General features: G+C 52.7%; 21 protein-coding genes and 1 pseudogene. 11 read left to right on the top strand and 11 right to left on the bottom strand.

The window, feature by feature from the left end; all coding sequences use genetic code 11:
* Window positions 1-224: 224 nt before the first annotated feature.
* Window positions 225-1,199, top strand: a complete 975-nt coding sequence (locus tag IPM31_09685) for a TerC family protein (protein ID MBK9007248.1) — start codon at window positions 225-227, stop codon at window positions 1,197-1,199.
* Between the two features lie 145 nt (window positions 1,200-1,344).
* Here the strand turns inward: IPM31_09685 and IPM31_09680 are convergent, their stop codons facing one another.
* The 4 genes and pseudogenes from IPM31_09680 to IPM31_09665 form a co-directional block, all read right to left on the bottom strand.
* Window positions 1,345-2,256 (bottom strand): class I SAM-dependent methyltransferase, encoded by a 912-nt coding sequence (locus IPM31_09680; GenBank protein MBK9007247.1) that lies wholly within the window; start codon window positions 2,254-2,256, stop codon window positions 1,345-1,347.
* Window positions 2,257-2,331: 75 nt separating this feature from the next.
* Window positions 2,332-2,484, bottom strand: a pseudogene (locus tag IPM31_09675) (PT domain-containing protein).
* 110 nt (window positions 2,485-2,594) lie between these two features.
* Entirely contained in the window at window positions 2,595-3,914 is a 1,320-nt protein-coding gene (locus tag IPM31_09670; GenBank protein MBK9007246.1) for a UDP-glucose/GDP-mannose dehydrogenase family protein, read from the bottom strand.
* A gap of 209 nt (window positions 3,915-4,123) precedes the next feature.
* The gene (locus IPM31_09665) at window positions 4,124-4,531 is read right to left on the bottom strand and encodes a response regulator (GenBank protein MBK9007245.1); all 408 of its coding nucleotides are present in this window, start codon (window positions 4,529-4,531) and stop codon (window positions 4,124-4,126) included.
* A 55-nt stretch (window positions 4,532-4,586) separates the two neighbouring features.
* Between IPM31_09665 and IPM31_09660 the strand changes: the two genes are divergently transcribed.
* The 3 genes from IPM31_09660 (at window position 4,587) to IPM31_09650 (ending at window position 8,792) form a co-directional block, all read left to right on the top strand.
* The gene (locus IPM31_09660; GenBank protein ID MBK9007244.1) at window positions 4,587-5,774 is read left to right on the top strand and encodes a glycosyltransferase family 4 protein; all 1,188 of its coding nucleotides are present in this window, start codon (window positions 4,587-4,589) and stop codon (window positions 5,772-5,774) included.
* Window positions 5,775-5,999: 225 nt separating this feature from the next.
* Entirely contained in the window at window positions 6,000-7,526 is a 1,527-nt protein-coding gene (locus IPM31_09655) for a methylenetetrahydrofolate reductase C-terminal domain-containing protein (protein ID MBK9007243.1), read from the top strand.
* Between the two features lie 399 nt (window positions 7,527-7,925).
* Window positions 7,926-8,792 (top strand): dihydropteroate synthase, encoded by an 867-nt coding sequence (locus tag IPM31_09650; GenBank protein MBK9007242.1) that lies wholly within the window; start codon window positions 7,926-7,928, stop codon window positions 8,790-8,792.
* Window positions 8,793-9,015: 223 nt separating this feature from the next.
* Here IPM31_09650 and IPM31_09645 read toward each other — a convergent pair whose 3' ends face one another.
* Together IPM31_09645 and IPM31_09640 are read right to left on the bottom strand one after the other, a co-directional pair.
* Window positions 9,016-11,154: an alginate lyase family protein gene (locus tag IPM31_09645; GenBank protein MBK9007241.1), complete on the bottom strand. Its 2,139-nt coding sequence runs from the start codon at window positions 11,152-11,154 to the stop codon at window positions 9,016-9,018.
* An 82-nt stretch (window positions 11,155-11,236) separates the two neighbouring features.
* Window positions 11,237-12,256, bottom strand: coding sequence for a glycosyltransferase family 4 protein (locus tag IPM31_09640; protein MBK9007240.1), 1,020 nt, complete (start codon window positions 12,254-12,256; stop codon window positions 11,237-11,239).
* Between the two features lie 177 nt (window positions 12,257-12,433).
* On the opposite strand from IPM31_09640, the gene IPM31_09635 reads away from it, so the two are divergent.
* Both IPM31_09635 and IPM31_09630 read left to right on the top strand, forming a co-directional pair.
* Window positions 12,434-12,766 carry a hypothetical protein gene (locus IPM31_09635; protein ID MBK9007239.1) on the top strand — a complete coding sequence of 111 codons (333 nt, stop codon included), beginning with the start codon at window positions 12,434-12,436 and terminating at the stop codon, window positions 12,764-12,766.
* 9 nt (window positions 12,767-12,775) lie between these two features.
* The gene (locus tag IPM31_09630; protein ID MBK9007238.1) at window positions 12,776-12,991 is read left to right on the top strand and encodes a DUF4926 domain-containing protein; all 216 of its coding nucleotides are present in this window, start codon (window positions 12,776-12,778) and stop codon (window positions 12,989-12,991) included.
* Window positions 12,992-13,026: 35 nt separating this feature from the next.
* Here the strand turns inward: IPM31_09630 and IPM31_09625 are convergent, their stop codons facing one another.
* Window positions 13,027-13,884 (bottom strand): NAD(P)H-binding protein, encoded by an 858-nt coding sequence (locus IPM31_09625; protein ID MBK9007237.1) that lies wholly within the window; start codon window positions 13,882-13,884, stop codon window positions 13,027-13,029.
* Window positions 13,885-13,963: 79 nt separating this feature from the next.
* Complete coding sequence (locus IPM31_09620; protein MBK9007236.1) at window positions 13,964-15,187, bottom strand: glycosyltransferase family 4 protein; 1,224 nt, start codon at window positions 15,185-15,187, stop codon at window positions 13,964-13,966.
* A gap of 204 nt (window positions 15,188-15,391) precedes the next feature.
* Between IPM31_09620 and IPM31_09615 the strand changes: the two genes are divergently transcribed.
* Both IPM31_09615 and IPM31_09610 read left to right on the top strand, forming a co-directional pair.
* Window positions 15,392-15,856, top strand: a complete 465-nt coding sequence (locus IPM31_09615) for a DUF3597 domain-containing protein (protein MBK9007235.1) — start codon at window positions 15,392-15,394, stop codon at window positions 15,854-15,856.
* Window positions 15,857-16,085: 229 nt separating this feature from the next.
* A complete protein-coding gene (locus tag IPM31_09610) occupies window positions 16,086-16,496 on the top strand; it encodes a Zn-ribbon domain-containing OB-fold protein (GenBank protein ID MBK9007234.1) in 411 nt (136 codons plus the stop codon).
* Window positions 16,497-16,570: 74 nt separating this feature from the next.
* On the opposite strand, the gene IPM31_09605 is transcribed toward IPM31_09610, so the two are convergent.
* The 3 genes from IPM31_09605 to IPM31_09595 form a co-directional block, all read right to left on the bottom strand.
* Window positions 16,571-17,515 (bottom strand): ketopantoate reductase family protein, encoded by a 945-nt coding sequence (locus tag IPM31_09605; protein ID MBK9007233.1) that lies wholly within the window; start codon window positions 17,513-17,515, stop codon window positions 16,571-16,573.
* Window positions 17,512-18,474, bottom strand: a complete 963-nt coding sequence (locus IPM31_09600; GenBank protein ID MBK9007232.1) for a ketopantoate reductase family protein — start codon at window positions 18,472-18,474, stop codon at window positions 17,512-17,514. The genes IPM31_09605 and IPM31_09600 overlap by 4 nt, the downstream gene beginning before the upstream one ends.
* Window positions 18,475-18,582: 108 nt before the next feature.
* A complete protein-coding gene (locus tag IPM31_09595) occupies window positions 18,583-21,213 on the bottom strand; it encodes a tetratricopeptide repeat protein (GenBank protein ID MBK9007231.1) in 2,631 nt (876 codons plus the stop codon).
* Window positions 21,214-21,482: 269 nt separating this feature from the next.
* On the opposite strand from IPM31_09595, the gene IPM31_09590 reads away from it, so the two are divergent.
* From IPM31_09590 to IPM31_09580, 3 genes are all read left to right on the top strand, one after another.
* Entirely contained in the window at window positions 21,483-22,826 is a 1,344-nt protein-coding gene (locus IPM31_09590) for an ISKra4 family transposase (protein MBK9007230.1), read from the top strand.
* Window positions 22,827-22,902: 76 nt separating this feature from the next.
* Window positions 22,903-23,340 carry a hypothetical protein gene (locus tag IPM31_09585; protein MBK9007229.1) on the top strand — a complete coding sequence of 146 codons (438 nt, stop codon included), beginning with the start codon at window positions 22,903-22,905 and terminating at the stop codon, window positions 23,338-23,340.
* Window positions 23,340-24,425, top strand: coding sequence for a hypothetical protein (locus IPM31_09580; GenBank protein ID MBK9007228.1), 1,086 nt, complete (start codon window positions 23,340-23,342; stop codon window positions 24,423-24,425). The genes IPM31_09585 and IPM31_09580 overlap by 1 nt, the downstream gene beginning before the upstream one ends.
* The last annotated feature ends 301 nt before the right edge of the window (window positions 24,426-24,726 follow it).

The following is a 24,726-nucleotide window of genomic DNA, read 5'->3' as shown; positions in this document are numbered from 1 at the left end:
CAATCGGGCGCAAGTTAGGGAGTAGCCATGACGCTGGTTTGATCCGAGCGGAAACATTGCCGCCAGACTCAACCCATAAACGTCATCGGCTGGTCGTCAAGACGGAACGAACGTTCCCGGCCAGCCGTACGTGCAGAATCCGCACTACTGGCGAGACTATCCACATTCAAGACTGTGGAGTCTCGCTTTTTGTTTTCCACGGTCGGCTATCAGGAGAATGCACAATGGACGGAACGATATGGCTCTGGGTCGGGTTTAATCTCTTCGTCTTGGCGTTGCTCGCCATCGACTTGGGGATCTTTCACAGGAAATCACATGCGGTCTCGGTCAAAGAAGCGGCGATCTGGAGCGTCGTGTGGATCAGCCTGTCGCTATTGTTCAACCTGGGGATCTATTTCTTTTGGCAAACGATTTCACCCACCAGCTCGTACACAAACAGCGAAGCCGCGTTGGCTTTCCTCGCGGGGTATCTGATCGAAAAATCCCTCAGTGTTGATAACATCTTTGTGTTTGTGGTGTTATTTTCCTTTTTTGCAGTCCCCGCCGCGTACCAGCACCGCGTTCTCTTCTGGGGCATCATCGGCGCGCTCATTATGCGCGGCACGTTAATTGCCATCGGCGCGGCTCTGCTTCATGAATTCCATTGGATCATCTACGTATTCGGCGCGTTTCTCATCTACACCGGCTTCCGCATGGCATCGCACAAGGAAACCGAATTGATCCCGGATCAGAATTTTGTGATCAAACTCTTCCGACGGATATTCCCTGTTGCCGACGCTTACGAAGGCGATAAATTTTTCATCCGCCGCGCGGGAAAACTCTTCGCAACGCCGCTTTTCATTGTGCTATTAGTCGTCGAAAGCACAGACTTGATCTTCGCCGTAGACTCCATCCCCGCCATCTTTGCGGTGACCGACAACGCCTTCATCGTATATACCTCGAACGTGTTCGCCATCCTCGGACTGCGGTCGCTCTACTTTCTGCTTGCGGGCGTCGTGGACAAATTCTACTACCTCAAGCTTGGGCTTTCGGTTGTGCTGGTCTTCGTCGGCGCCAAAATGCTCATCGTGGACTTTTACAAGATCCCCATCGGTCTCTCCCTCGGGGTGATCGCAACCATCCTCACAACTTCCATTGTGGCTTCGTTGATCCGCTCGCGGCGCATGGAAAAACTGGAAGCGTCCACAAGTCAATCGTAACAGCAGGTCACGAAAACAGGTTCTTGGCGCGGTTTGCGCTACGTCAGTCGCGCTGTCGCCTTCCCTTCACGGTACTGGAAACCAACGCGCTCCGTTCACAACGAACGGAGCGCGTTTGTTTTGGCGCTGCGCCTGCCATCTCGCGTTATACACTGAGCGACTCTCTAAAATCGTAAATCTCATCTTTCACTCCCCATTTCTTATTGCAGTTTCCACATTCGAGATATTCTTTCTTATCCACAAGCGGGTGATGTCCGCAACTGGGGCATTTGAAGTAGTATCTCACATCGCTTGGCAGATCAGCCAATCTCAAATCTCCAGTCTTCAATTGAGCCTTCACAAACACCGAAGGCGTCATTTGAATCCACGCGCCTGTCCATTGCAGAATTGAATCGAAAAAGACCAGGATGCTCGCGGGAATGATTCGCTTCAACACACCCATACGGAAGTGAGAAAGGGTCAGCATCTTCTCGATGGCAAAACCCAACCCGGTCAACCATTGACGAATTGCCTGCGGATGAAAATCGAAATTCAATTTCACGAACTCAACAGGCTCCAGCGTGAACGGATTCCATGTTTGCCTGCCAAGCCAATACCGCAAAATGGCTTTCAAATTATGTTTATTCGCAAATTCCAAAATGAAAACACCGTTTGCGCCCAATACATTCCTCACCTGACCCAACGCCTTCGGCGCGTCCGCCATGTGATGCAAAACGCGGATCATGGTCGCCGCGTCGAACAAGCCATCCACGAACGGGAGGCGATACACATCCGCCGCGACGTAAATGTATTTGTCCGAGTTGCCGAGCCGCTGTTGCGCCTGCTCTAGTTGAGTGCGCGAATAATCGAGGAGCACAACGCGGTCGAAGCCGAGATAGCGCGGCGTGTTGCGGCCCGCGCCAGCCCCAAGTTCGAGGAGGAGGCGTCCGCGTGGAGGGAGGAGTCGCTTGAGGGCAATGGCTTCCGCGCGGTCTTCGTATTCGCGTCCGCCCTTATCCCAAAAGGAGGATTGGTAGTCGGAGCCTTCATAATCACAGACGGGAGGAGTGTTTGGCATGTAGTTAGTTAGTTGGTTAGTTGGTTAGTTAGTTAGTTAGTTAGTTAGTTAGTTAGTTAGTTGGTTGGTTGGTTAGTTGGTTGGTTGGTTAGTTAGTTGGTTAGTTAGTTGGTTGGTTGGTTGGTTGGTTAGTTAGTTAGTTGGTTAGTTAGTTAGTTGGTTGGTTGGTTGGTTAGTTGGTTGGTTGGTTGGTCTTGTAGTTAAGAACAAAGTCGGGTAGCGGGGCATATTGTACCCGACTACCCGACGAATATCTTTGATCAAGAAACGTAGTAACGACTTCAGTCGTTATGCTAAAAAGCGAATAAAGCCGTCACTACGCTTTCGCAATGAATGGATCATGCGCGTCCGTTGTTGTTGAATGGGCGACCGATGGCGCGGTAGGTAAAACCCATCTCGTGCATGCGGGCAGGATCGTAGATATTGCGCCCATCGTAAATCACCGGCGATTTGAGCAGGCTTTTGACTTTCTCTAGATCGAGTTGTTTGAATTCATTCCACGGCGTGACGACAACGAGCGCGTCGCATCCCTTCGCCATTTCGTACACATCGGAAACAATTTCGACAGCGGGCATGTGCGGCGCGGCGGATTCGCGCGCCACCGGGTCATACGCGCGGACTTTCGCTCCCGCGGCGATCAGTTCATTGGAAATATCCACAGACGGCGCGTCGCGCATATCGTCCGTGTTTTCTTTGAACGCTAAACCGAGCATGCCTACGGTTTTGCCTTTCAGGTTGCCCCCCAGTAATTTTTCCACTTGTTTGGGCACATCGCGCCGACGATCGTAGTTGACATCCACCACATCGTTGAGGATGCGCGGGTTGAGTCCTTTTTGCTTCGCCATGAACGCGAGCGCTTGCACATCTTTGGGGAAGCACGAACCGCCCCAACCCAGACCGGCGTCGAGGAAGTAACGCCCGATGCGAGCATCGTACCCCATGCCAGCCGCCACTTCTTTTACATCGGCGCCGTAGGCTTCACACACGTCCGCGAGTTCATTGATGAAAGAAATCTTCGCGGCGAGGAAAGCGTTGCTGGCGTATTTGATCATTTCCGCGGTGCGCAAGTCGGTGATGACGATAGGGGCGCGCAACGGCAAATGCAACTGCGCCACTTTATTCGCGGCGTCTTTATCGAGCGAGCCGATCACGTTGCGGTGCGGCGCCATAAAGTCGGCGATGGCTGAACCCTCGCGTAGAAACTCGGGGCAAGACACCACGGCAAAGTCGATCGGCTTGGGCTGGGCAGATTTCACAATATCGGCGACCCAGTCCCCCGTCCCGATGGGAACCGTGGATTTGTTGATCACGATCAGCGGGGCAGTCATGTGTTGGGCAAGCGAACGAGCGGCGACTTCTACATATTGCAAATCCGCCGCGCCATCCACGCCTTCAGGAGTCCCGACGGCGATGAAGGCAAACTCCGCGCCTTTCAACGCATCGGCATACGAGGTGGTGAAGGTCAAACGTCCCGCCTTCACGTTGCGCTTGACGAGTTCCTCCAGCCCGGGTTCGTAGATCGGCATGATGCCCTTGTTGAGATTCTCGATGCGTTTCGCGTCCACATCCAACGCGATCACGCGGTTGCCCAGGTCGGCGAAACAGGCTCCGGTGACCAGCCCCACATAGCCAACGCCGACGACACAAATTTGTTTCATGGTTTACCTCTTGGTTTGAATTGATTTCGAAATGGTTGTTTGGCTTTCAAACAACACGGTTTTGGGCGGCGAACTTTTACAATCCCATCCATGACCCGAAACCGCCCGATTTGTTACTTTTCAGGACTTACGCAGTTGGCGGGCAGTTGTACTGCCGCCGCCGCAGTGCAACTACGGCGCAACAGGTTCAACTGCGTAAGTCCTAACTTTTAAAAGATCAATTTCCTCGGACGGCGTTTATTCTTCTTTTTCCCCAACACATTGCGCACTTCAGCCAAAAAGCCTTCCACATTCAAAGGCTTCGTAAAGTAGCCGTCGCAACCCGCCTGCATGGCGCGGAAACGATCGCGCGGCAGGGTGTGCGCGGTGAGCGCGTAAATGGGAATATCTTGTGTGGCAGGGTCCGCCTTGATTCGTTCCGCCGCGTTCCAACCGTCCATCTCGGGCAGGCTCAAATCCATCAGGATCAAGTCGGGCTTTTGCAATCGCGCCGCGTCCACGCCATCGCGCCCGGTCACAGCCTGAAAAGCGTCATAGCCGCCGTGCTCCAGAATCACGCGGATGAGTTCGTAATTATCCATGTTGTCTTCGACGACCAAAATCTTCTTTTTGTCCATGCCCGGCAAATATACCCCGTCTTGCCGCTTCGGGCAATGACGTATAATCGCAAACATGAAAATCCTCTTCGTGGTAGACGCGCGCTCGCCCATTGCGCTGAATTGGATTCGCCATTTCGTCGAGCGCGGCGATGAGGTTTATATCGCCTCCACATTTCCCGCAACGTTGGATTTGCCCATCAAGCGGATGGAGACCATCCCCGTCGCCTTTAGCGGGCTCAAGAAAGCGACTCAGCGCCCCGGCGCCGCCTCAGCCCGGACCTTGGGCTTGCGCACAGTCATTCGGCAATGGCTCGGTCCGCTGACGATTCGTCGCGCGGCAAAACAGCTCCGCGCGTTCATAGACGAGGCGCGACCCGATCTCATCCACGCCATGCGTATTCCCTATGAGGGGATGGTTGCCGCATATGCAATCGGCGGCCGAGGAGTCCCGCATGATCTTCGCGGAGCGCATCAAGATCACAGGTTAATCGTCTCCACCTGGGGCAACGATTTCACCTTGCACGGGCCCTCCTCCCCGCTCATGCGCTATTACACGCGCCGCACAATGCAACGCGCAGACGCAATTCATTCCGATTGTCACCGTGATATTCGGCTGGCGGTCAAATGGCGTTTCGATTCATCGAAATCTACGTTTGTCGCGCCAGGCAACGGCGGTATCCACACAGATCTGTTTTATCCACCAGTGAAACCCGTCGAAGAACCAATCATCCTGAACCCGCGCGGGTTTCGTCCTTACGTGCGGAACGACATGTTCTTCAGGGCTATCCCTCTTGTACTGGCAACACACCCAAACGCGAAATTTATTTGCACCGGTATGGCGGGAGAAGAAGAAGCAATTCGGAGGATGAGAGAATTGGGAATCGAGAACTCAGTGAGACTGCTCGGTCTGATACCATCAAACCAAATCGCCGATGTGTATCGCCGCGCGCCGATACTGGTCTCACCCTCCATTCACGACGGCACGCCGAACACCCTGCTCGAAGGCATGGCATGCGGATGCTTCCCCGTCGCTGGCGATCTCGAATCCATCCGCGAATGGATCACGCCGAATGAAAACGGGTTGCTATGCGACTCTAATGATCCGCAATCCATTGCATCGGCGCTGATCGAAGCCATCGAAAACAAAGCCTTGCGCGAAAAGTCCGCAAGTTTGAATCGCGAGATCATTTCCACGCGGGCGGAATACGGGAATACTATGCGGAGGGCAGAGGGTTTTTATAGAGGAGTAATTGGCAATTAACCCGTCGACGTTATGCGCTTGCCTGACGATCAAAAGAAAGTAAGCTCTTATCTCTGAACTGCTCAGTGGTCACATTGCACAAGCCGCGCTATTTTCCAATTACATAGCGCGGCTTGTGTTTTGGTCTTTACTCGTAACAATTTGCCTCTTCCAGTTTTTCGCGAGTCGGGAGTACAATCCAGCCAGTCGAAAATTATATATAATGTATAATCCGAAGGAGCGCGAATGACAGGCTTCACTCCAGGACGACGCTGGCAACCCGCCTATTCCCCATTCCAAAAAGAGACGTTCGGTGAGCGTGCCTTGCGCGTGATCGAATACAGCGTGAAGGGTCCGCTGTTTGGGTGCCGCATGTGCGGAAATTGTTTGCTCGCCGAAACCGCGCTGATCTGCCCGATGGAATGCCCGAAAGGTTTGCGAAACGGTCCGTGCGGCGGCTCGACATCGGAGACGTGTTACGTTGACCCAAGCCGCCCGTGCATCTGGTACAAAATTTACGAACGCTCGTTTGAATGGGGGCGCGAAGATTTGTTGCTCGAAGTTCTGCCGCCGCTCGATTGGGAAAAAGTGGGGAAAGATTCGTGGGGCGCAATTTTCAAAAACGCATGGAACATCGGCGCGAAAAAAATATTTACAGGATTGCTTTCTGTTGAAACGCGCGCGCAAACTGTTGATGGGATTTTCCGTCCTGTGCGACAGCCCGCATGGTGGAAGGGCGATTCGGAGTATCATGCGCCCGCGTACGACGGAAACGCTTCTTCTCTTCAGGGACGGCTGGTCGCAGGCGATTTTGTCGTCACCGCCGAGATAACGCCTCCCCTCTCCTCTTCGACCGATAAACTAATCCGCAACATCGAGATGGTGAAGTCACTGGTTACTGCGGTGAATTTTACAGACAATCAAGGCGCGACGCCGCGCATGTCGTCGTGGGCGTGCAGTCAAGTGGCGATGAATCAGGGAGCCGAGCCTGTCCTGCAAATGTCTGCGCGCAACCGCTCGCGTGGAAGCGTGCAAAGCGAAATCATCGGCGCGACTGCGTTGGGCGTGCGAAATGTCTTGTGCGTAACAGGCGACAGCGCGAAGATGTCGCCTTCACCGCGTGACAATATGCAGATCAACGATCTGGATGCGATTCAAATGCTGTGGGTCTTGCGCCGAATGCGCGACGAAGGGAAATTTCTCGACGGGCGCGAGATCAAGAATCCGCCGCTGTTCTTTTTAGGCGCGGCGGCCTCACCGTTTTCATCGAACGTCAAGTTTCAGGCATTGCGTGAGCAGAAGAAGGTCAATGCAGGTGCGCAGTTCTTCCAAACGAATCTGATCTTCGATGTGAACGGCATGGAACGGTGGCTGAACGAATTGGCAAAAAGAGACGTGCTGGATAAAGTTTTTATTCTGGCTGGAGTCACTCCGATCAAGAGTTTGAAGATGGCACAGAAACTGGCGGAAGTCCCTGGGGTGTATTTGCCCAAAGATGTATTGCATCGCATCGAAGTTGCAGACCAAGCGGGCAATGCGCAAGAGGAGGGAATTCAGATCGCATTGGAGATCATTGGCAAAATACGCGGCTACGAGAAGCAGGGCATACACGGAATCCATTTGATGCCTGTGGGGTGGGATGAGGTGATTCCGAGGATCGTTTTGGAGGCGGGGTTGGGCCGTCGGGCTGATGCTTCGACGAACTCAGCACAAGCGCCCTTGCCTCAATTCGTGGAAGTCCGCTCAAGCGGACTCGGCGTGCCAGTTGTATAGAAACTATTGATGAATGCAGGTTCAGCCACAGAGTTGCAGAGATACTGAGAAAAACAATTAAGGTCGCCGCGGCAATTGCTGTAAAGTCACACGCGACATATTGTAGGTTAACAATTAAACCGTGCAATACAACATAACCCACAGACCCCGAAGGGGTCAAATGATTATAGGATTGCAGGATGTATCATATTCAACCCCGAAGGGGTGTCAGAGGCGGAATATTTATGTCATCTGTCGCCACGGCGCCACGCGACGCCTTCGGGATTTGGAAACCCATTCTGCCGTTTTTAGAATCCTGTCATCCCTTCGGGATTAGATTTATGGCAACAATCCATATCGTGTTTATTGCTAGATTTATTGGTTAATTTGCAAAATGTCGCGTTACGTTGGAGGAATACAATGCACACTATTTTGAAAAGTAATTCCAAAACTGTGACTATCGGTCACGATAAGCCGTTTGTCATTATTGGCGAGAAGATCAACCCGACGGGAATCAAGAAGTTGGGACAGGCTTTGGTAGACCAGAATTTCGAATATGTTCAACATCTCGCAAAGCGACAGGTCGCTTGGGGCGCGGATGTGTTGGATGTAAACGTTGGGCATCCGCAGATTGATGAAGCGGCGATCATGCCGAAGGTAGTGGAGGCGATATTGGCGGTGGCGGATGTTCCATTGTGCATTGACTCAAATGAGCCGAAGATTCTCGAAGCGGGATTGAAAGTCACGCCTGGGAAGCCGTTAGTGAACTCGGTCAATGGCGAAGATAAACAATTGGCAACAGTCCTGCCCATTGTCAAAGATCGAGGCGCGGCGGTGATCGGGATGGCGATCGGTAACGAGGGCATCCCACCCACCGCGGAGGGGCGTCTCGCGGCGGCGGGGAAGATCATCGAGCGCGCGGCGAAGATGGGAATCCCTGCGGAGGACATCATCATTGATCCGCTGGTGATGACGGTTGGGCATAACAGCCAGGCGGGTCTGGTCACATTGAAGGCAATTGAATTGATCGTGAAAGAATACGGCGTGAATATCAGTCTCGGCGCGAGCAATGTGTCGTTTGGTCTGCCTGACCGTCACGCGGTGAATAGCGCGTTCCTTGCATTGGCGATTCAGGCAGGCGTGACCACGTCTATTACGGACCCAATCAAGTTGGGGAATTCGATCAAGGCGATTGATTTGCTTCTCGGCAAGGATGCGAATTCGATGCGGTATTTGAAGTATTTTAGGGCGACGGAGAAGTTGAGGGAGGAGGAGGGGAAGAAGTAATTGGTAATTGAGGGAGGAGAATTGGAGGATTAGAGAATTGAGAGATTGGAGATTAGAGATTAGAGACTGGAGATTAGAGATTGGAGATTGATAAATCTCGGTGGTTGAGTAGCGACGAACGGAGTGAGGAGCGTATCGAAACCACCGCGCTGCGAAATAATTTTGGTTACAAGATTACTCTTGATTCCTGCTGGTTTCGATACGGGCTTCGCTTCACTCCGCCCTACTCAACCAGCGAAATTGACTTTGAATTAATTTTCAGTTCATTCCCAACTTTTTCAACAACATCATCCTCAAGCCCGAAGAAACTCCAAAAGGTGACTTGGGGTTGAGTCGCTTCGAGTTGGATTGAGATGGCGGGTTCTTTATGACTGTAATAGCGTGAACGCCAGCCGCGCGTGGAGTTGGGGTCGGCGCGGACGATTGAGAGTTTGCCGTTTCCGTCGAGCATTCCCATTTGAATCTTAATTCTGGAGTCGGACGGCTTGCCGTCCGTTTTTGTTTGAAGTAACAATCCATGTGCAGGAGCAAGCTCCTGTACTTCAAAATCGGCGAGCAACCAGTGAAGCGCGTAATGATGTGTTTCATTTGCAGTGAGTTGATCAATCACAAGCCAGCGATCACCTTCGAGCGCCATCACCGTTCGCTTGTGAGATACAGGTTTATAACCATCATGCTCGCCCTGCCAGAGATTCTTATCGTGCCTGAGAACTTTTCCCTTTGACCAATTCGTCCACGTGAAGCGGCTGACCATTGTCATTTGGTCTTTACCATCAACACTGATGGTGTTGTGGACATTCGTGTGCGCGAGTCCGTTGCGCCAGACGCCTTGTCCGCTGTAGAGGTAGGTGCCTGCGTCAATGGCGATGTTGTATCCGCGAATCCATAAGTCAACGTGGAGTTGATCGGCATGGGAGGGACGGGAGGTGAAGTCCGTGCAGTGGAGGAGGGCGTGGGAGTTGGAGGAGCGGAGGAGGTAAACTCCCCCATCGGGGAACGACTCACCGCTAAGCACGCGAAGTTCGCTAAGATTCTTTCTTCTTTCTTCTTTCTTCTGTTTTTCGCCCTCACCCCTAACCCCTCTCCCGCGGGGAGAAGGGGATTCTGCGCCACATAACCAAAATATATCTTCATCCCATGGACCAGGATCGAAGAGGAATTCTTCTTTGGTGATGTACCATCCCAGTTGCAACAGCGGACGGTAGTCGGTAAAGTCACAGTTGTTCAACGGCAAAACGAGCGCGCCGTCGTTGGAGCCGTAGGTGGGCATTTCGCCTGTTTCGGGGTTGATGAGGTGGGAGAGGTAAGTAATGGAGTTGGCGACCGATTCTTTGAGTTCAGTGGAAAGTGGAAAGTGGGTGAGTTCTCCGAGTTGAATGGCATACAAGTAAATATGAAGGATGAAACGATGGTAGTTGAGGGAGTACATCGAGTAAGCGCCATCGAGGAAAATCTGTTCGGCGGCGGATTGCTCGAGGAGGTTTCGTCCGAGGGTGAGATATTTTTCGGCGTGTTTGAGTTCAGGGAAGAGCAGGCCGACCATCCACAAGCCGAAGGCTTCGCTGATGGTGTGGTTACTGCGCGTGGAGATGGCGTAGCTGATGTTTTTATAGATACGGTTCGTTTGCGCGGCAATTAGCAAAATGAATTTTGCTTTACGGTCGGGAGTGGAGGAAGGAGAATTGGAGAATTGGAAGTAACCGAACGTCCACGCCATGAGGCGGAGGGCGATCTCTTGTCCATCCATCCAGTTGGGTCCTGTGTTGGGAGGGTTGTGTTGCGCCCAGTCTTCGATGAGAGTCCAGAAGGCTTCGGGGTATTTTTCGTCGTGCGTTGCCACATAAGCACGGACGAGGGTGTAGACGAAGGCGAAGCGATTGGGTTCCCAGATGAATTTGATGTCAGCAGAGGAATCGTCGGAGATTTGTGACCAATGTTTCGCCATGTCATTCTGAGGGAGCGTTTGTTGCGACCGAAGAATCTCTGACTGTGAGAGGAGAGACCCTTCGCTTTCGCTCAGGGTGACATAATCGCGGTGCCAATTGGGAGGAGATCCAGTTTTGATGAATTGGTGGGAGAAGTATTTTATTTCGCCGTTGAGGATGCGATCTGCTTCGGCGCTGGCGGTTTGTGGATTCCAAGAAATATTTTCTGGCAAGCGTCGCGCTTCGACGGCGTGACGAGAAGGGCGTTCGCCACTCCGCTCACCGAGGAGGTGTACATAATCACTCCATTCACCCATCGGCATCTGCAAGCGGATGAGTCCCGTGCGGAGACGAAAGGCGTAGGCGACGCGAAAGGCTGACCAGCGAGGACCAAGCTCACGGTAGAGAGAAGCGAGTGTTCGGAGTTTCTTCAACATTTTGGGGGGAGATAAAAGTCAAAGGGCGAAAGAGGCATGTAGAAAGGAAATCCAAAAAATTAATCGGGTTTTGTCAGCGCAATCAGCGTTTATCAGCGTCCAAATTTAATTGCTTAGCATGTCGAGAGAGGATAATCCAAATGAGCGGAAGTCCGATGATGATCAATGGCGGGGCGAGGCGGCTTCCCGATGACCATTCGAATGACAGCACGCCCGCGAGAAGTGTGAGCATGAGATACAACGTGCTGACGATGTGATGCGGATACCCGCCGATGACGAGTCGTTGGTAGAGATGCGTGCGATGCGCGGCGAGGACGTTTTCGCGTTTGAGCGCGCGGCGGATGAACGTGACGCCCGCGTCCATGATGAACGTCCACATCAGGAGCGTGCCGAGCATGAGCGCGTCACCGCCCTGATCGGCGGAGAGCAAGGGCAGAACCGCAAAGGTATAACCGAGAAATGTGCTGGCAACGTCGCCCATGAAAATTTTCGCGGGATGCCAATTGTGCGCGAGAAAACCCAAACTGCTCGCGGCGATGGCAAGCGCGACCGCAAACACAAACGCGTTGCGCATGTTCGACGCGAGCATCATCCAACCCAGCCCGCTCGCAAACGCGACGCCGCCCGCGATGCCGTCAATGCCGTCCATGAAATTATAGGCGTTGACGAGTCCGATGATCCACAAAAACGTGATGATGACTCCGACGACACCCAAATGCAACTCGCCGAACAACGGGATGGTGACCGTTTTGAAATATCCCAGCCCATAGATCGAGACCGCCGCGACGAGTCCCTGCACGGCAAAGCGAATCTTTGGTGACAATGACGAAACATCGTCGCGCCAGCCCAGCCATGCGATGACGACTCCGCAGACGAGATAGATCAACGCGTGATTGAGTTCCGCTTCTTTCATTGACCATAAGCCTGCTCCCGCTACGAGGACGACGATCGCCACCCCTCCGCCGCGCGGCGTGGGCATGGAATGTGAACTCCGCGCGTTGGGATGGTCGAGGATCTGCCGCCGCTCCGCGTAACGGCGGATGAGATGGACGAGGAAGTAGGAGAGGATGGCTAAGATGGAGAATGCGATGAGGGAGGACATTGAGGATGATTGTAATGGAGAATTGGGGAATTGATTCGCTTCAATAGGCTGTTGTCTCTCCCTTACCCCGCCCGATGAGTATTTCAAGCTACTCAGCCGCCTAGTTCAACTCAACCCCTATCCCCTCCTCCAAACGCCAGCGGACTGAACCCGAAAGCGGCGGTATAATTTTCACAGATGAAACTGCCAAACGCCGCCCGCGCCGTTGTTGAAATCGAGAAATTGCGGGATTATTGCTTGAGCGCCAGTCATCCTCGCGGGAAACATAAAGCCCGCGTCTTTGCCACATCGCTCGGCATAACATCAGATGACGTAGAAGAACTCCGCGACGCAATTCTGTCCGCAATTGTTTCTGAAGATGCGACACCAACCGAGAGAGATGAGTACGGTCAACGTTATGTGGTAGACTTTACGATGTCAAGACAAGAAGGGCAGGCAACTGTCCGCACGGCATGGATAATCCGCACCAATGAAGATTTTCCACGGCTTACAAGTTGCTATGTCTTGTAGGAGTACGAAATGAAAAACAAAGTTAAATTACTTGATGTGGTTGCATTGACCGATGATCTCCCCGAACACGAGCTAAAACGCGGGCAGGTTGGGACGGTGGTTGAAATCCTCGCGCTTGATGCCTTTGAGGTTGAATTTGTTGATAAAGAAGGGCAGACCTATGCAGAGCTCGCAGTCAAGGCAGATAAGTTGCTGGTTCTGCACTACGAGCCAGAATTCGCCTGAGAACTCAAAACTCAGAGAGTAAAATCTCTGAGTTTTTATTTTCTCAACTCATTTTCTATTCCCTCCTCAAACGCCAGCGGACTAAACCCAAAATCCGTCTGTGCTTCGGCATAACTGAAATCTTTGTTCTCGTTCAGCCGCAGGACTTGTTCTGCTTTGATGGGGAATGGAATTCGCATCCGCTCGAAGAGACTTAGCATAGCAACGACAGGCTTCGAAGGGATGTGGAGTTTCCACACTCGCTTGTTCATCGCTTTAGCAATCGTATCAATGACTTCGTTGTACGCCAGCGGATGTTTCCCTGCGATGTTGTAACTTTTGCCAATCGTCTTGTCGTTTGATATGCAACTTACCACCGCTTGCGCGACATCGTCCACGAAGATGGGTTGTTGCAGAGATTTTCCATCGCCGAAAACAGGAATAATTGGAGAGACTCGTATAAAGCGAATCAGTCGCCACATATTTCGGTCGCGTGGACTGCCGTAGATCATCGTCGGGCGCAGGATGGTGTACTGTAGCCCGCTCGTTTCGATGGCAAGTTCCGCCGCCACGCGGACTTTCTTGCTCTTGGCATTCAACTGCGTGAAGATGGCAGTCGTGCTGATGAAGACCGCGCGTTTGATGCCTGCGTCTTTCGCGGCGCGGATAATCGAGTCCGCGTGACCGAAGCCGAGCGAGGCGATGTTGACGAGGGCGTCGGTCCCCTGCATGGCAGAGGTCAAAGCTTGGGTATCGGATAAATCTCCCAATGCCCATTCAATTTTGGGATCGGAAAGAGTCGAACGATCGCTGGAGGCGCGGTGAAGACAGCGGACTTCGTATCCGTTTTTGAGGAGAAGATGGACGACGCGTGAGCCAGTGAAGCCCGTCGCGCCTGTGACAAATAGTTTCATAATCATCTTTTGCCACAGAGACACAGAGAACGCAGAGAAAATCTATTAAAAAAATCTCTGTGGCTCAGTGTCTCCGTGGCTAATTCTTTTGCACTAACTTTTCGAGCAATTCCAATGTCTCATTCAGCTTATCACGTCGATCAAGATGCTTGACCAAATACTCGCGGGCGTTTTGTCCCATTTGTTGGACAATATCCACATTCTTTGAAAGATCGAGGATCGTTTCGGCAAGTGTTTCATCGTCATTCGGCTGGACGAAGACTCCGCCATACGACGATTCGATTAATTCGCGCGTGATTCCATCAATGACGAGCACAGTGGCGCGTCCCGCCGCCATGTAGTCGAAGACTTTGTTCGGGTATGTGGTGCGGAACATGGGAATATCCTGCAAGATGGCGAGACACACATCCGCAGAGGCGACGACACGCGGCATGTCCTTTTTGGGGCGGACGCCTGCAAAGGTGACGTTTGTGAGTTTCATCCGTTTCGCTTCGTTTTGCAGGCGTGGGCGTTCTTTGCCATCACCAAAGAGGACAAAATGAATTTTGTCGTACGGCTTCAAGCGTTCCGCCGCGCGGAGGATGGTGTCAATGTCGTTCGCCTGTCCCAATGCGCCTGCGTACAACACGATGAATTTATCCTGCAACCCCAGATCGGCGCGGATAGATGAGCCATCCACTCGCGGATTGAACATATCCACGTCTGTGCCGTAGGGGATGAAAGTGATCTTCTTTTCAGGCACGCCTTTGCCGATCATGTACTCTTTGTACGCGGGAGAGTTCACCAAAATATGGGCTGCACGCGCGTACAAGAATTTCTCCAGCCGACGTCCCAGCGCAATGACAATCGGATTCTTCAACACGCCCATGCTCACGCCGAATTCGGGCCACAGGTCGCGGACTTCGAGCAGGAACGGCTTGCGACGAATCCATGCTACGAACCACGCGGAAACGGCTTGAAAGATCGGCGGCGTGGTGCCTAGAACCAAGTCCACATCGTTTACCCGAAAAGAAGTCCACACCGAACTGAACATGAAACTGAAAAACGAAATCACGCGCCAAAAATAACTGCGATGCAGAGCGGGATAAATATACGCGCGTAAAACCCGCACACCGTCAATGATCTGCTCGGCGAAAACTCCTTTGCGTTCAACAGTCCGCTTACCCGTTTGATAGTTCAAATCGCTGGCAACGATGACCAGCTCGTGTCCGCGCGATTGCAAAAATTTTGCCAACTCGAAATGACGCGTGTGTCCTGGCTCATCGGGCGAGACGAAGGCTTGGTTGATCAGCAGTATCTTCATTGGGAGCGATTATAAATTATTTGCGTACCGAGGCGACGAACTGCCGAAGAACAACGAATCAACTTGAACTGGCAAAATGCGGCGTGAATAGAGGATGATCAAAATCTATAATACTCAGCACATCCATCAAGCATATTATCGTTTATAATGACCACGCAGGAGAAATTCCCCTGACAACATATATAAATTCGAAAGGAATATCTTATGAGTTTTTTCAGCAAAATCCTAAGCAAGTTGGGTATCGGTAAGAAAGAGGAAGAGCCCGCAAAAAGCGCCGCCGCCGCGGTTGCGCCCAAACCCGCTCCTGCCGCGAAACCTGTTACCACGCCCGCCTTCAGACCGCGCGAAATGGAAAAGGACGACGCGGTCCTGCGAGGTCCCGCGGCTGTCGCGCCGAAAGCCATCTCTGAGGTGGATGTGGTTGCGAAACTTGAGGGTCTCGCTCAGGCAAACCCCGCCAAACTCAATTGGAAAACCTCGATCGTGGACTTGCTCAAACTCCTCGACCTCGAATCCAGTTTCGATGCTCGCAAGGAACTCGCCACCGAACTCGGTTGCCCCGCCGATCTGATGGGCGACTCAGCCAAGATGAACACCTGGCTTCACAAGGAAGTCCTCAAGAAGATCGCCGCAAACGGCGGCAATATTCCGAAGGAATTGCTCGACTAAAAGAGTCGGATCGACTAACAGCGCAGACGGATATATAACGTCTGCGCTGTTTTTGTTTGCGGACGCGGCGCTTCGCCTCCTCCTTGCGGCTGGGTCGCCACTGGCGAATCAGCCCTCCCGTCGGGCTGACTCGGGCAAGTCATCCCATAAACATTCTTGCAAAGAATCCAGTTTGAGAGTCTTTGAGAGTCCAGCGGGATAGAATTACCCTTGCGAAAGGAAAGCAATCATGGAAATTCCAAGACACTGGAGACTCAAGAAACAACGCTACGGGCTGGTCGGCGAGGTGTGCCCGCATTGCGATTACAAAATTTTCCCCCCGCGCGACGTGTGCCCGAACTGCGGCGACGAAGCCAAAGACCTGTACACCTTCAGCGGCAAAGGCGAGGTGTATTCATTCACCACCGTGTACGAAGCCCCCGCAGGCTATGACGCCAACGCGCCTTACACTGTTGCGTTGGTAAAGTTGGATGAGGGCCCCATGATCACCGCGCAGTTAACAGACGTTGACAACAACGCCGTCGAGATCGGCATGCCCGTCGAAATGGTGACGCGCAAAATGCGCAACGACGGCGATGAACGAGGTTTAATCGTGTATGGGTATAAATTTCGCCCGCAAAATTTTGTACCCGCCGACTAAAGGATAGTACATCTGATAAAACAAGAACACCCCTGTCGACAGGGGTGTTCTTGTTTGGGTTTTCTGATTGAAATTCAAGGCATTGCGAGATATTTCCCCATCGCATTCAAGTTTGGCATCTCGAAACCAAGTTCAGCCGCAGATTGCATGACCTGGGCGTAGTGATATTTCGACTCCCTACGGCTGCCCTCACTGACGGCGTGAGCGGTATAACGCTGCATACTTTCATTCCGGCGGAAGTTCCGACGCAATAAGAAAGCCACCAGCCAGATAGGGAATTTGATATAGCCGATCTCAGGGTACTTCTTCAGATCCACGCCACGCTGGGCGCACAGATCGTACAATTCTTTTGTGGCTCGAATCGATTGGTAGACCAGTTCATTATCCGCGAGATAGGGGTCGATGACGCGATACTTCGCCAACCCAGCTGCAAATCCTATCACGCCTGCATTGTGGATCCATAACCAGTGCAGCATATTCTCCTGCATGTCGGGCTTCATATCAGCGCGGGTAAATACATTCTTTACTTGTTCCAGTCGTGCGGCAGATTGACCTTCCACCAGACCGAGATGAACCTCCGCACCCAGGTTCGTCCAGTAGACGCCATCCTTGACCGTTCCGCCGCCATCGGGGTAACCAAGCAAATAACGTTCACGCGGCAAGATCGCATCGTAAGCAGCCAGTCCATCCCAATTGCTGGAGAACAGAAAGAAGGTGGCATCCCCCGAAACCGACGCCAAATCCTTCATCGCTGCTTCCACCTGCTGACCGTTGGTCGGCACAATGATAAGCTCATAGCCGTCCGCCGGAGAAATCGAATCCACACAGCGGATCGGGTAATGTTGGATGGATGTGGGCGGATAGCCCTTGCGTTCGTCGAGCAGGTCGAGGGTGACGCCCTTTGGAAACTGACCAGCCATGCCAGGGCGAACGAAGTGTGTAACTTCCGCGCCCGCTTTTTGCAGCGCCCATCCGTAGATGACGCCGATGACACCTGCGCCAACGATCAATGTTTTCATGAGGCTGCTCCCTCAAAATTCTTAATATCGGTTTCGAATGCGCTCAAGGCAGGCATCGCCACGTTGAGTGCGCGTCCGCTGTTGAGCAGGTCGTAGTAAAACACTTTCACTTCTTCGATGTCTTCCAGTCCGTGCGCTGAACTGCGCTGGACGAGTTTGTTGTAGCGAAACAGCACTTTGATCACAATGTTGGCGACCCACATGCCGAACGGCGAATTGTTCATGTACATCTTTGCATCGGGGAATTTCGCCAGATTCACACCGCGGCGGGCGATGACTTCCAGCGATTCGCGCGCGGCGCGTAAGCCCTGTTCGCCGACCTGACGATTCTCCAGCACCGCTTCGAAACTGCCCGCTTTGACCAGCGCGGGCCACAACCCGCCAGTGATGGCATACTGTACCCAGAGATAATGCAGGATATTCTCATGGACAGTGACACCCACCTGCGCCGATTCGCACAACGCAACCACTTTATCCAAACTGGTATCGCGCCTGCCATTTACCTGCCCCACATCAACGCTGGCAATTGTGGCGATCAGTTTGTCTCTTTCGAACTTGCCGCCCGCCTTGGCATCGCCAAAGACGTAGCGTGAGGGCGGCAGGATGGCGTCTATCTCATCCGTCCCATCCCAGTTCTGGGTGAGGAGCAGGAAGTCCGCGCTCCCTGCCTGCGGGACGATCTGTTTTAGCGTTTCGACCAGGTGATAATGTTTGGTCGGGATGATGATCAGTTCATACCCCTCAGGCGAATCGAGCGTTTCGGTCACACGGATGGGATAATGCCCGGTGAAGTTCCGTTTGTGCCCCTTGCGGACGTCGTACATATCGATCTCAAATCCATTTGCAAATTGCGAGGCTTTTCCGGGGCGGACGAGATGCGTGACCTCGTGCCCCGCTTCTGCAAATGCCCAGCCGTAAATAGTTCCGATAATGCCTGCGCCGACGATCAGTGTTTTCATGTTTTATCTCCTTGAAAGAAATATGCCCATCGTTTATGGATGGGCATATCTTATCGAGAAGGAGGGGGGAGGTCATCCCTCGAAAGGATGAACGGGCGGGGGGAAAGGCTAGAGCAGTTTCAACTCCCTGGCACGCGCCACCGCCTCGGTGCGGTTTTTGACTTCGAGTTTCATCAGTATACTTTTGACATGACTCTTGACCGTCGAAAGCGCGACGACCAACCGCTCGGCGATCTCCTGATTCGAAAGTCCCGCCGATAACAGGCGCAGCACGTCCATTTCACGCTCGCTCAACAGGGCAGATGGACTCTGCATGGCGGCGCGTCGTTCAAAATCATCCACGAGGCTGATGGCGAACAGTTCGTCAGGATGTTTGGCGCGATAGATTCGCAGGAGGGGTAGCAGTTCTGTCTCATCCAGAAAGACGCGGCGCTGGTTTTGCGGTTCTGCCATTTGCAAGGCTTCCTTCAATATGGAATCCTTCTCAGGCGCATCTGTGGTTGGGAGTTGAATCTTCAGGAGTAGAATCTCGATCAGGCTGGTACGACGACCCGCGCGGGCATTTTCTTCGAGTTGCACAAGCAACCCTGCCGCATGTTCAAATTCGTGGCGTGTCAGCAGGATCCGCACAAGAACCAGCCACTGGCTTTCATTATCAAAGGTGACGGGAGTTGCTGAGGGAGCGAACTCTTGCGCCCATGCCTCGGCGTCTGCTAATTGTCTCTTTGCGAGAGAAAATCGCGCGTGAATGGAACGCAGGAATCCATTTTCATGTATGGGCATGGCAGAAGCAAACTCGCCCTCCAATTTTTTGATGAAAGCCAGCGCTTCGTCCAGCCTACCTTGTGTAAACCGCAGACGCGCCAAACTTAAATACCCGCCGATCTGAATCTCAGGGCTACCCCAGCGTTGACCGATCTCCAGTCCCTTCTGAAAAACAGACTCGGCTTCTTCGAACAGCAAATGCTCGTGCAGGACTCCGCCCAAACCCACGTATCCCACCCCAATCAATGGCAACCCGCTCAAGACGGAGTCTGATTCGAGGGCGATCACCTGCCGATGTAGTCGCTCGGCGCGGTCAAAGTCGCCTATCGCTTCATAGGTTTGGGCAAGCGTGCTGGTGGCAATCAAGTAGATGATGGGCTGGTGTCCGCGCTGACTTTCCTGAATGGTCTGCGTGAGCAATTGGATGGAACGCTCGATCTCACCCGAAAGCGTCGCTGCCGTTCCCTGACTGAGCAACACCCCACAGCGGATCGAGCTATCTTCGAGAGGGATCAAACGCAGGGCTTCCTGCGCATATTGATGAATGGCAGGCAAGTCCTGATGTACGGTAGCGAGGATGGCGCGGATGGCGGCGATCTCCCCCGCCATGACAGGCGACAGTTCCGCGCGTCCGTCAATCTCATTCAAGAGCAGTTCCACATCATCCAGTTTGCCGTCTGTGATCAATGCCCAACATTGAGCGACGACCAGCGCAGGGCGGGCAACCACAGACTCATGCGGCAATTTGGCGAGCCAGCCTTGCAAGGTGGCGCTGCCTCCGCGCATGACCAGGTTTCGGGATGTGGTTTCGATGAGACTCGCCGCCCCTTCCATTTCTCCAGCCGCGATGGCATGGGATACGGCTTCATCCAGAAAACCGTTCTTTGAAAACCAATCAAAGGCGCGGCGATGCAATTCTTTGATCTGGCCGGACTGTTCGCATTTCAGGCGGGTTTGCAGCACCTCCGCCCAGAGTGAATGATAGCGATACCATTGACGGGTCGTATCCAGCGGAAGGAGGAATAGATTGGCGCGCTCCAAAAACTCCAGCACAGATTGAGAGTCGTTTGATCCAAGAATCTGGTCGCAAAGCGGCGCAGTCAATTTTTCGAGCAGGCTGGTCTGTAACAAAAAGGATTGGATCGACTCGCTCTGGCGCTTCAAGACTTCGTCGGTCAGATAGTCGGTTACATAACGGTGACTGCCGCCGAACATCTGAATGAACGATGTCGATTCGGATTTGTCCTTCTGTTGGATGGATTGCAACGCCAACGCCGCCAATTGCAAACCGGCGGGCCAGCCTTCGGTGCGGTCGGTCAATAGTACGATCTCATCCGCCGACAACTCCAATTTCATGGCGGTGTTCAGGTAGTCCTGGGTCTCGTCCGTCGAAAAGCCAAGCGCGTCCACGTGGATTTCGGTGACCTGTCCACGCGCGCGCAGGCGGGGAAGGTCGAGCGGCGGCTCGTTGCGGCTGGTCATCGCGATGTGAAAATTGACGGGCATGCGCGCCAACAGTTGAATCAGAATGGCATGGATGCGTTCATTTTGGATGACGTGATAATCATCCAACACCAGAACCAGCGGCATCTTATCTTGTACGAGCGCATTGATGAAAGTGGTTGTCAGGATGTCGCCTGGCAGTTGATGGAGCGGATCACTTTGCAGAAGGGTTTGAATCGTGTCCGCCAGGTTGGGGATGTGAACCGTTAGCGCGTTCGCTAGATACGTCCAGGACTGCGACGGATCATTATCTCCTTCATCCAGTGTCAGCCACCCAAAGCGATACTTCCCTCGATCCAGCCAGTCGCTAAGCAGGGTGGTCTTCCCATATCCCGGAGGAGCAGAAATCAGGAAGAGGCGATGTCCAAGTTCAAGTCCCCGGTCGAGTTGATTCAACAATCTGGGACGCGAGACTCGAAATGTCCGGCTGTGTGGCATGGCGAGTTTGGTTTGAAGTACCGAATTAAGCATGTCGCGATTGTAGCGCAATTTTGAATAGATGGTTGTTGACGACCAATAATCCGAAAAAATCCAGCCATTCATAACATCAAACGAATTCCCGCGCGGTACAAATCAGGTATATAAATTCGTCGCCTAGATTTTCTTTCAAGGTTGGATCGCTCTATCGCACTATCGCACTATCGCAGGGTGCACTCAAAGTTTGTAGATGAGTTTTCAAAAAGGAGCCTCTGAGATAGGCTTGGGCTTGGACAAGCATAAACCCGAACTCGGAGGCTCAAATGGAGTTTAGCACAACACGGCTGGAGCAGATCGCCAAAATATTAGCAGAAGAAATCAAAGAACAGATGGCGGAAAAGCAGGGTATTCATGAGATGGAGCAAACCATGCGCGAGTTGGTAAAAGCGGCGGCGGGCTTAGGGCTGCAACAAGCCATTGAGCAGGGCGAAGAACGGTACGCCCAAAAAGAAATTGAATGTGCTTGTGGGGCGAAAGCCAAGTTTGTCAGCAACCGCGCAGCAGTTCTATGGACCGTATTCGGGAAAGTAGGCTACCAGCGCAGATATTATCTTTGTACAGAATGTCATCAAGGGCAGTCTCCCTTGGATCAGAAATATAGGATAGTGCCAGGGCAGGTCACTCAGGCATTGGCAAGCTTGTTGGGAGTATTGGGAGTGGAAGTTGCCTTTGAGGAAGCTAGCCAATTGGCCGAACGCTTTCTGCTGTTTCGAGTCAGCGACAACACGGTTCGTAAGCAAACCGAAGGGTATGGCAACGCACAAGCGCAAGCAGAAAAAGAATGGATGGAAAAAGCAGAGGATGAGCCATCTTTGCAAGTGCGTGAGCGCAGTTTGGAATACCGTTCTGGACGTATTTACGCTTCTATCGATGGCGCTCATGTACCCTTACAGCAGGAATGGCGCGAATTGAAGACCCTGTGCTGGTATCACGTGGAGCCAACGCCCAAAAACCATTCTGGGCAACCTGTGGGTGAACAGAACCATTTGCACGCCAAAGACGTGCAGTATTATTGTGACATCATGGAAGCGGAACAATTTGGCCGATTGCTTTGGGCAACAGGCATCCAAAACAATGTCGACACCTACGAGGAAGTCGTTTTTGTCTCAGATGGAGCCGTTTGGATTTGGAGATTGGTCGAACACTATTTTCCGCAAGCCGTCCAGATTGTGGATTGGTATCATGCCTGTCAGTATCTTGCTCCCATTGCCGAAGCCGCTTTTGGCGCAGGTGCAAGTCAAGCCCAGGAATGGCTGACGCAAGTACAAACCGATCTTTGGGAAGGGCGTATTCAAGAAGTGTTACTGGCCTGTCGCACTTTCCTGCCTCACGCCCACGCTCGACCCTTTGCCGAAAAAGCCATCACCTATTATGCCAATAACGAAAAAAGAATGGACTATGCACGCTTTCGACAACAAGGCTATTTGATCGGCAGCGGCACCATCGAAAGCGCTTGTAAACAAATCGCCGCGGCGCGCCTCAAATGTTCTGGCGCTCGCTGGACACTGGCTGGCGTTATTGCAACTGCCAAAGCTAGAGCCGCCTGGCTTAGCAATGCTTGGGATAATTTGAAACCCTTTTATCTCAACTTGTCTACCTCCCCCTAACAAACTTTGAGTGCTCCCCTATCGCACTATCGCACTGCCAGATTCGCGGCAGGGCGATTTTTGTTATACTTCACTCATGTCGCTTGAGTCTTCTCTCCGTCACCGTTTCGGCTTTGACTCCTTCCGCGCGGGACAGGAAGAAGCGATTCAATCCCTCCTCAACAAACAACACACTCTTGCCATTATGCCCACAGGCGCGGGCAAATCGCTCATCTATCAATTTGCCGCGCTGCACTTCGAAGGACTCACGCTCGTCATCTCGCCGCTCATCGCCTCGGATGCCGAGACAGGCGGCACCTGGGCGGGCGCGACCGAGACGCTCAAGAATAGTTGGGTTCCCGTGTTTGTGTTGGATCACGATCACATGCCAGAGGGAAATAAACTGCTCCTGCAAAAAGGCGCACTGGCTTTCCCTCATCCGTTCAAAGATAAACCCGCGCAATTGCCCAATTGGATGGAACGAGAAGCCGCGAGCCTGCCTCTTCAGCAACCGATACAACCAGGTTTATTCTGATGACCACTTACCCTGATTACGTTCGCCAAACATTAGCCCGTGCCAGAGAGGATGGTCAATGGCATGCGGGGCAAGCCGATGCGGCGGCGTTGTGTTTCGATGTGTTGGCTTTGTTCCCTGATTGTGAAGAGGCAAAGGAACTTGTGTATGAACTTTTTTGCGACGAATGGATGATCTACGACAACCGTGTCGCCATTCAGCAGAACATTGACGAATGGGATGACCGTCCGTGGCAACAACGGCGCAGGCTGGCGTTGTCGTATCGTTTTATAAGTCGGTGGGATGGGAAGCGCGAGTTGAAGCGCGATCGGGGTGGGCTAAACGATGTGCTAAAAATTCTCGAAGACGGCAAGAGGGAGTTGCTTGGAGCGTACTGTCTCGGCGATGAGGAATGCGCCGATTACGCGTGGACGATCTTTGCAGACGCAATTGCCAAAGCCAAAAACCCACAAGAGACCTTGTTCTGGATCGGCTGGCAATATGCCGATCTGGGATTCTTCGCCGACGCCGCCGAAGCGTTGGGCGAACTGTCTTCGCGCTTTAACGATGAGAAGGCAAGGCGATTGCTTGCTGAAGTGATTTGGTGGCGGGACAATGCTCACCGCATCCCATGGATTCCACCCGCGGGCGATGGTTCTCGTTATGACCGTATGATGGAGTTCGTTGATCCCTCCGCGCCGAAGACGAAGGATTATTTGCAAAGAGCGCGCAACGAGAATCATTTGAAACGCATTGTTCCGTACCGCCCCAGCATCGACAAGGGATTGGCAAAACTGTTCGAGGCGTCCATCCCTGAGAAAAAGGAAACACCCACATCCACGCTTGTGGATTGGAGTTTTCTCGATATGGATGATGGTCAGCCAGGGGAATTGCCCGATTGGGCAAAGAAACAGATCCGCATGTACGAGAAGTGGAAGGATGAACTCCATGCAGAAATGCTGGAGGAGTTGAAGAATTCACATCAATGGACGCGCAACATTACTCCCCCATCCACGCCAAAACGATATGACCCGAATGAACCGCCATTCATTCCGCCCACTGAATTTTTTGATGGTCTGGAAGAGGACGATGAAGATGAATTATAAGTTGATTGGTTTCCAGCCGCTCTTTGGACGCAGATGGACGCGGGTTTTTTGGAAAAGATCCTCTAAATAATCAATCGGTATCAGCGCTTTCAGCGTTCACGCCGCGCTGGCGCCAGCGTCTGCGTCCCAGTTTAAAACTGTCAGGAGGCAGGTCGTTTTTCATAAAAACAAGGTTATGGCGGGGGTACAAATCTGCTCAACGGGGTGTAAATTTCGTCCCTCACTCCATGTCACAGCCTGCTATCCGAATAAACGCTCCGAGGGGAATATGCCTTTCTACATGCGGAAAAGGGAATGATGT

The organism is Candidatus Defluviilinea gracilis (genome assembly GCA_016716235.1).
Classification (GTDB): Bacteria; Chloroflexota; Anaerolineae; order Anaerolineales; family Villigracilaceae; genus Defluviilinea; species Defluviilinea gracilis.
This window is presented reverse-complemented; position numbering and strand designations above follow the sequence as displayed.

What these genes read in the sequence shown, in the direction of transcription:
- IPM31_09685 (MBK9007248.1), top strand. Translation starts at nt 225, where the DNA reads ATGGACGGAACGATATGGCTCTGGGTCGGGTTTAATCTCTTCGTCTTG.
- IPM31_09680 (MBK9007247.1), bottom strand. Translation starts at nt 2,256, where the DNA reads ATGCCAAACACTCCTCCCGTCTGTGATTATGAAGGCTCCGACTACCAA.
- IPM31_09670 (MBK9007246.1), bottom strand. Translation starts at nt 3,914, where the DNA reads ATGAAACAAATTTGTGTCGTCGGCGTTGGCTATGTGGGGCTGGTCACC.
- IPM31_09665 (MBK9007245.1), bottom strand. Translation starts at nt 4,531, where the DNA reads ATGGACAAAAAGAAGATTTTGGTCGTCGAAGACAACATGGATAATTAC.
- IPM31_09660 (MBK9007244.1), top strand. Translation starts at nt 4,587, where the DNA reads ATGAAAATCCTCTTCGTGGTAGACGCGCGCTCGCCCATTGCGCTGAAT.
- IPM31_09655 (MBK9007243.1), top strand. Translation starts at nt 6,000, where the DNA reads ATGACAGGCTTCACTCCAGGACGACGCTGGCAACCCGCCTATTCCCCA.
- IPM31_09650 (MBK9007242.1), top strand. Translation starts at nt 7,926, where the DNA reads ATGCACACTATTTTGAAAAGTAATTCCAAAACTGTGACTATCGGTCAC.
- IPM31_09645 (MBK9007241.1), bottom strand. Translation starts at nt 11,154, where the DNA reads ATGTTGAAGAAACTCCGAACACTCGCTTCTCTCTACCGTGAGCTTGGT.
- IPM31_09640 (MBK9007240.1), bottom strand. Translation starts at nt 12,256, where the DNA reads ATGTCCTCCCTCATCGCATTCTCCATCTTAGCCATCCTCTCCTACTTC.
- IPM31_09635 (MBK9007239.1), top strand. Translation starts at nt 12,434, where the DNA reads ATGAAACTGCCAAACGCCGCCCGCGCCGTTGTTGAAATCGAGAAATTG.
- IPM31_09630 (MBK9007238.1), top strand. Translation starts at nt 12,776, where the DNA reads ATGAAAAACAAAGTTAAATTACTTGATGTGGTTGCATTGACCGATGAT.
- IPM31_09625 (MBK9007237.1), bottom strand. Translation starts at nt 13,884, where the DNA reads ATGAAACTATTTGTCACAGGCGCGACGGGCTTCACTGGCTCACGCGTC.
- IPM31_09620 (MBK9007236.1), bottom strand. Translation starts at nt 15,187, where the DNA reads ATGAAGATACTGCTGATCAACCAAGCCTTCGTCTCGCCCGATGAGCCA.
- IPM31_09615 (MBK9007235.1), top strand. Translation starts at nt 15,392, where the DNA reads ATGAGTTTTTTCAGCAAAATCCTAAGCAAGTTGGGTATCGGTAAGAAA.
- IPM31_09610 (MBK9007234.1), top strand. Translation starts at nt 16,086, where the DNA reads ATGGAAATTCCAAGACACTGGAGACTCAAGAAACAACGCTACGGGCTG.
- IPM31_09605 (MBK9007233.1), bottom strand. Translation starts at nt 17,515, where the DNA reads ATGAAAACATTGATCGTTGGCGCAGGTGTCATCGGCGTCATCTACGGA.
- IPM31_09600 (MBK9007232.1), bottom strand. Translation starts at nt 18,474, where the DNA reads ATGAAAACACTGATCGTCGGCGCAGGCATTATCGGAACTATTTACGGC.
- IPM31_09595 (MBK9007231.1), bottom strand. Translation starts at nt 21,213, where the DNA reads ATGCTTAATTCGGTACTTCAAACCAAACTCGCCATGCCACACAGCCGG.
- IPM31_09590 (MBK9007230.1), top strand. Translation starts at nt 21,483, where the DNA reads ATGGAGTTTAGCACAACACGGCTGGAGCAGATCGCCAAAATATTAGCA.
- IPM31_09585 (MBK9007229.1), top strand. Translation starts at nt 22,903, where the DNA reads ATGTCGCTTGAGTCTTCTCTCCGTCACCGTTTCGGCTTTGACTCCTTC.
- IPM31_09580 (MBK9007228.1), top strand. Translation starts at nt 23,340, where the DNA reads ATGACCACTTACCCTGATTACGTTCGCCAAACATTAGCCCGTGCCAGA.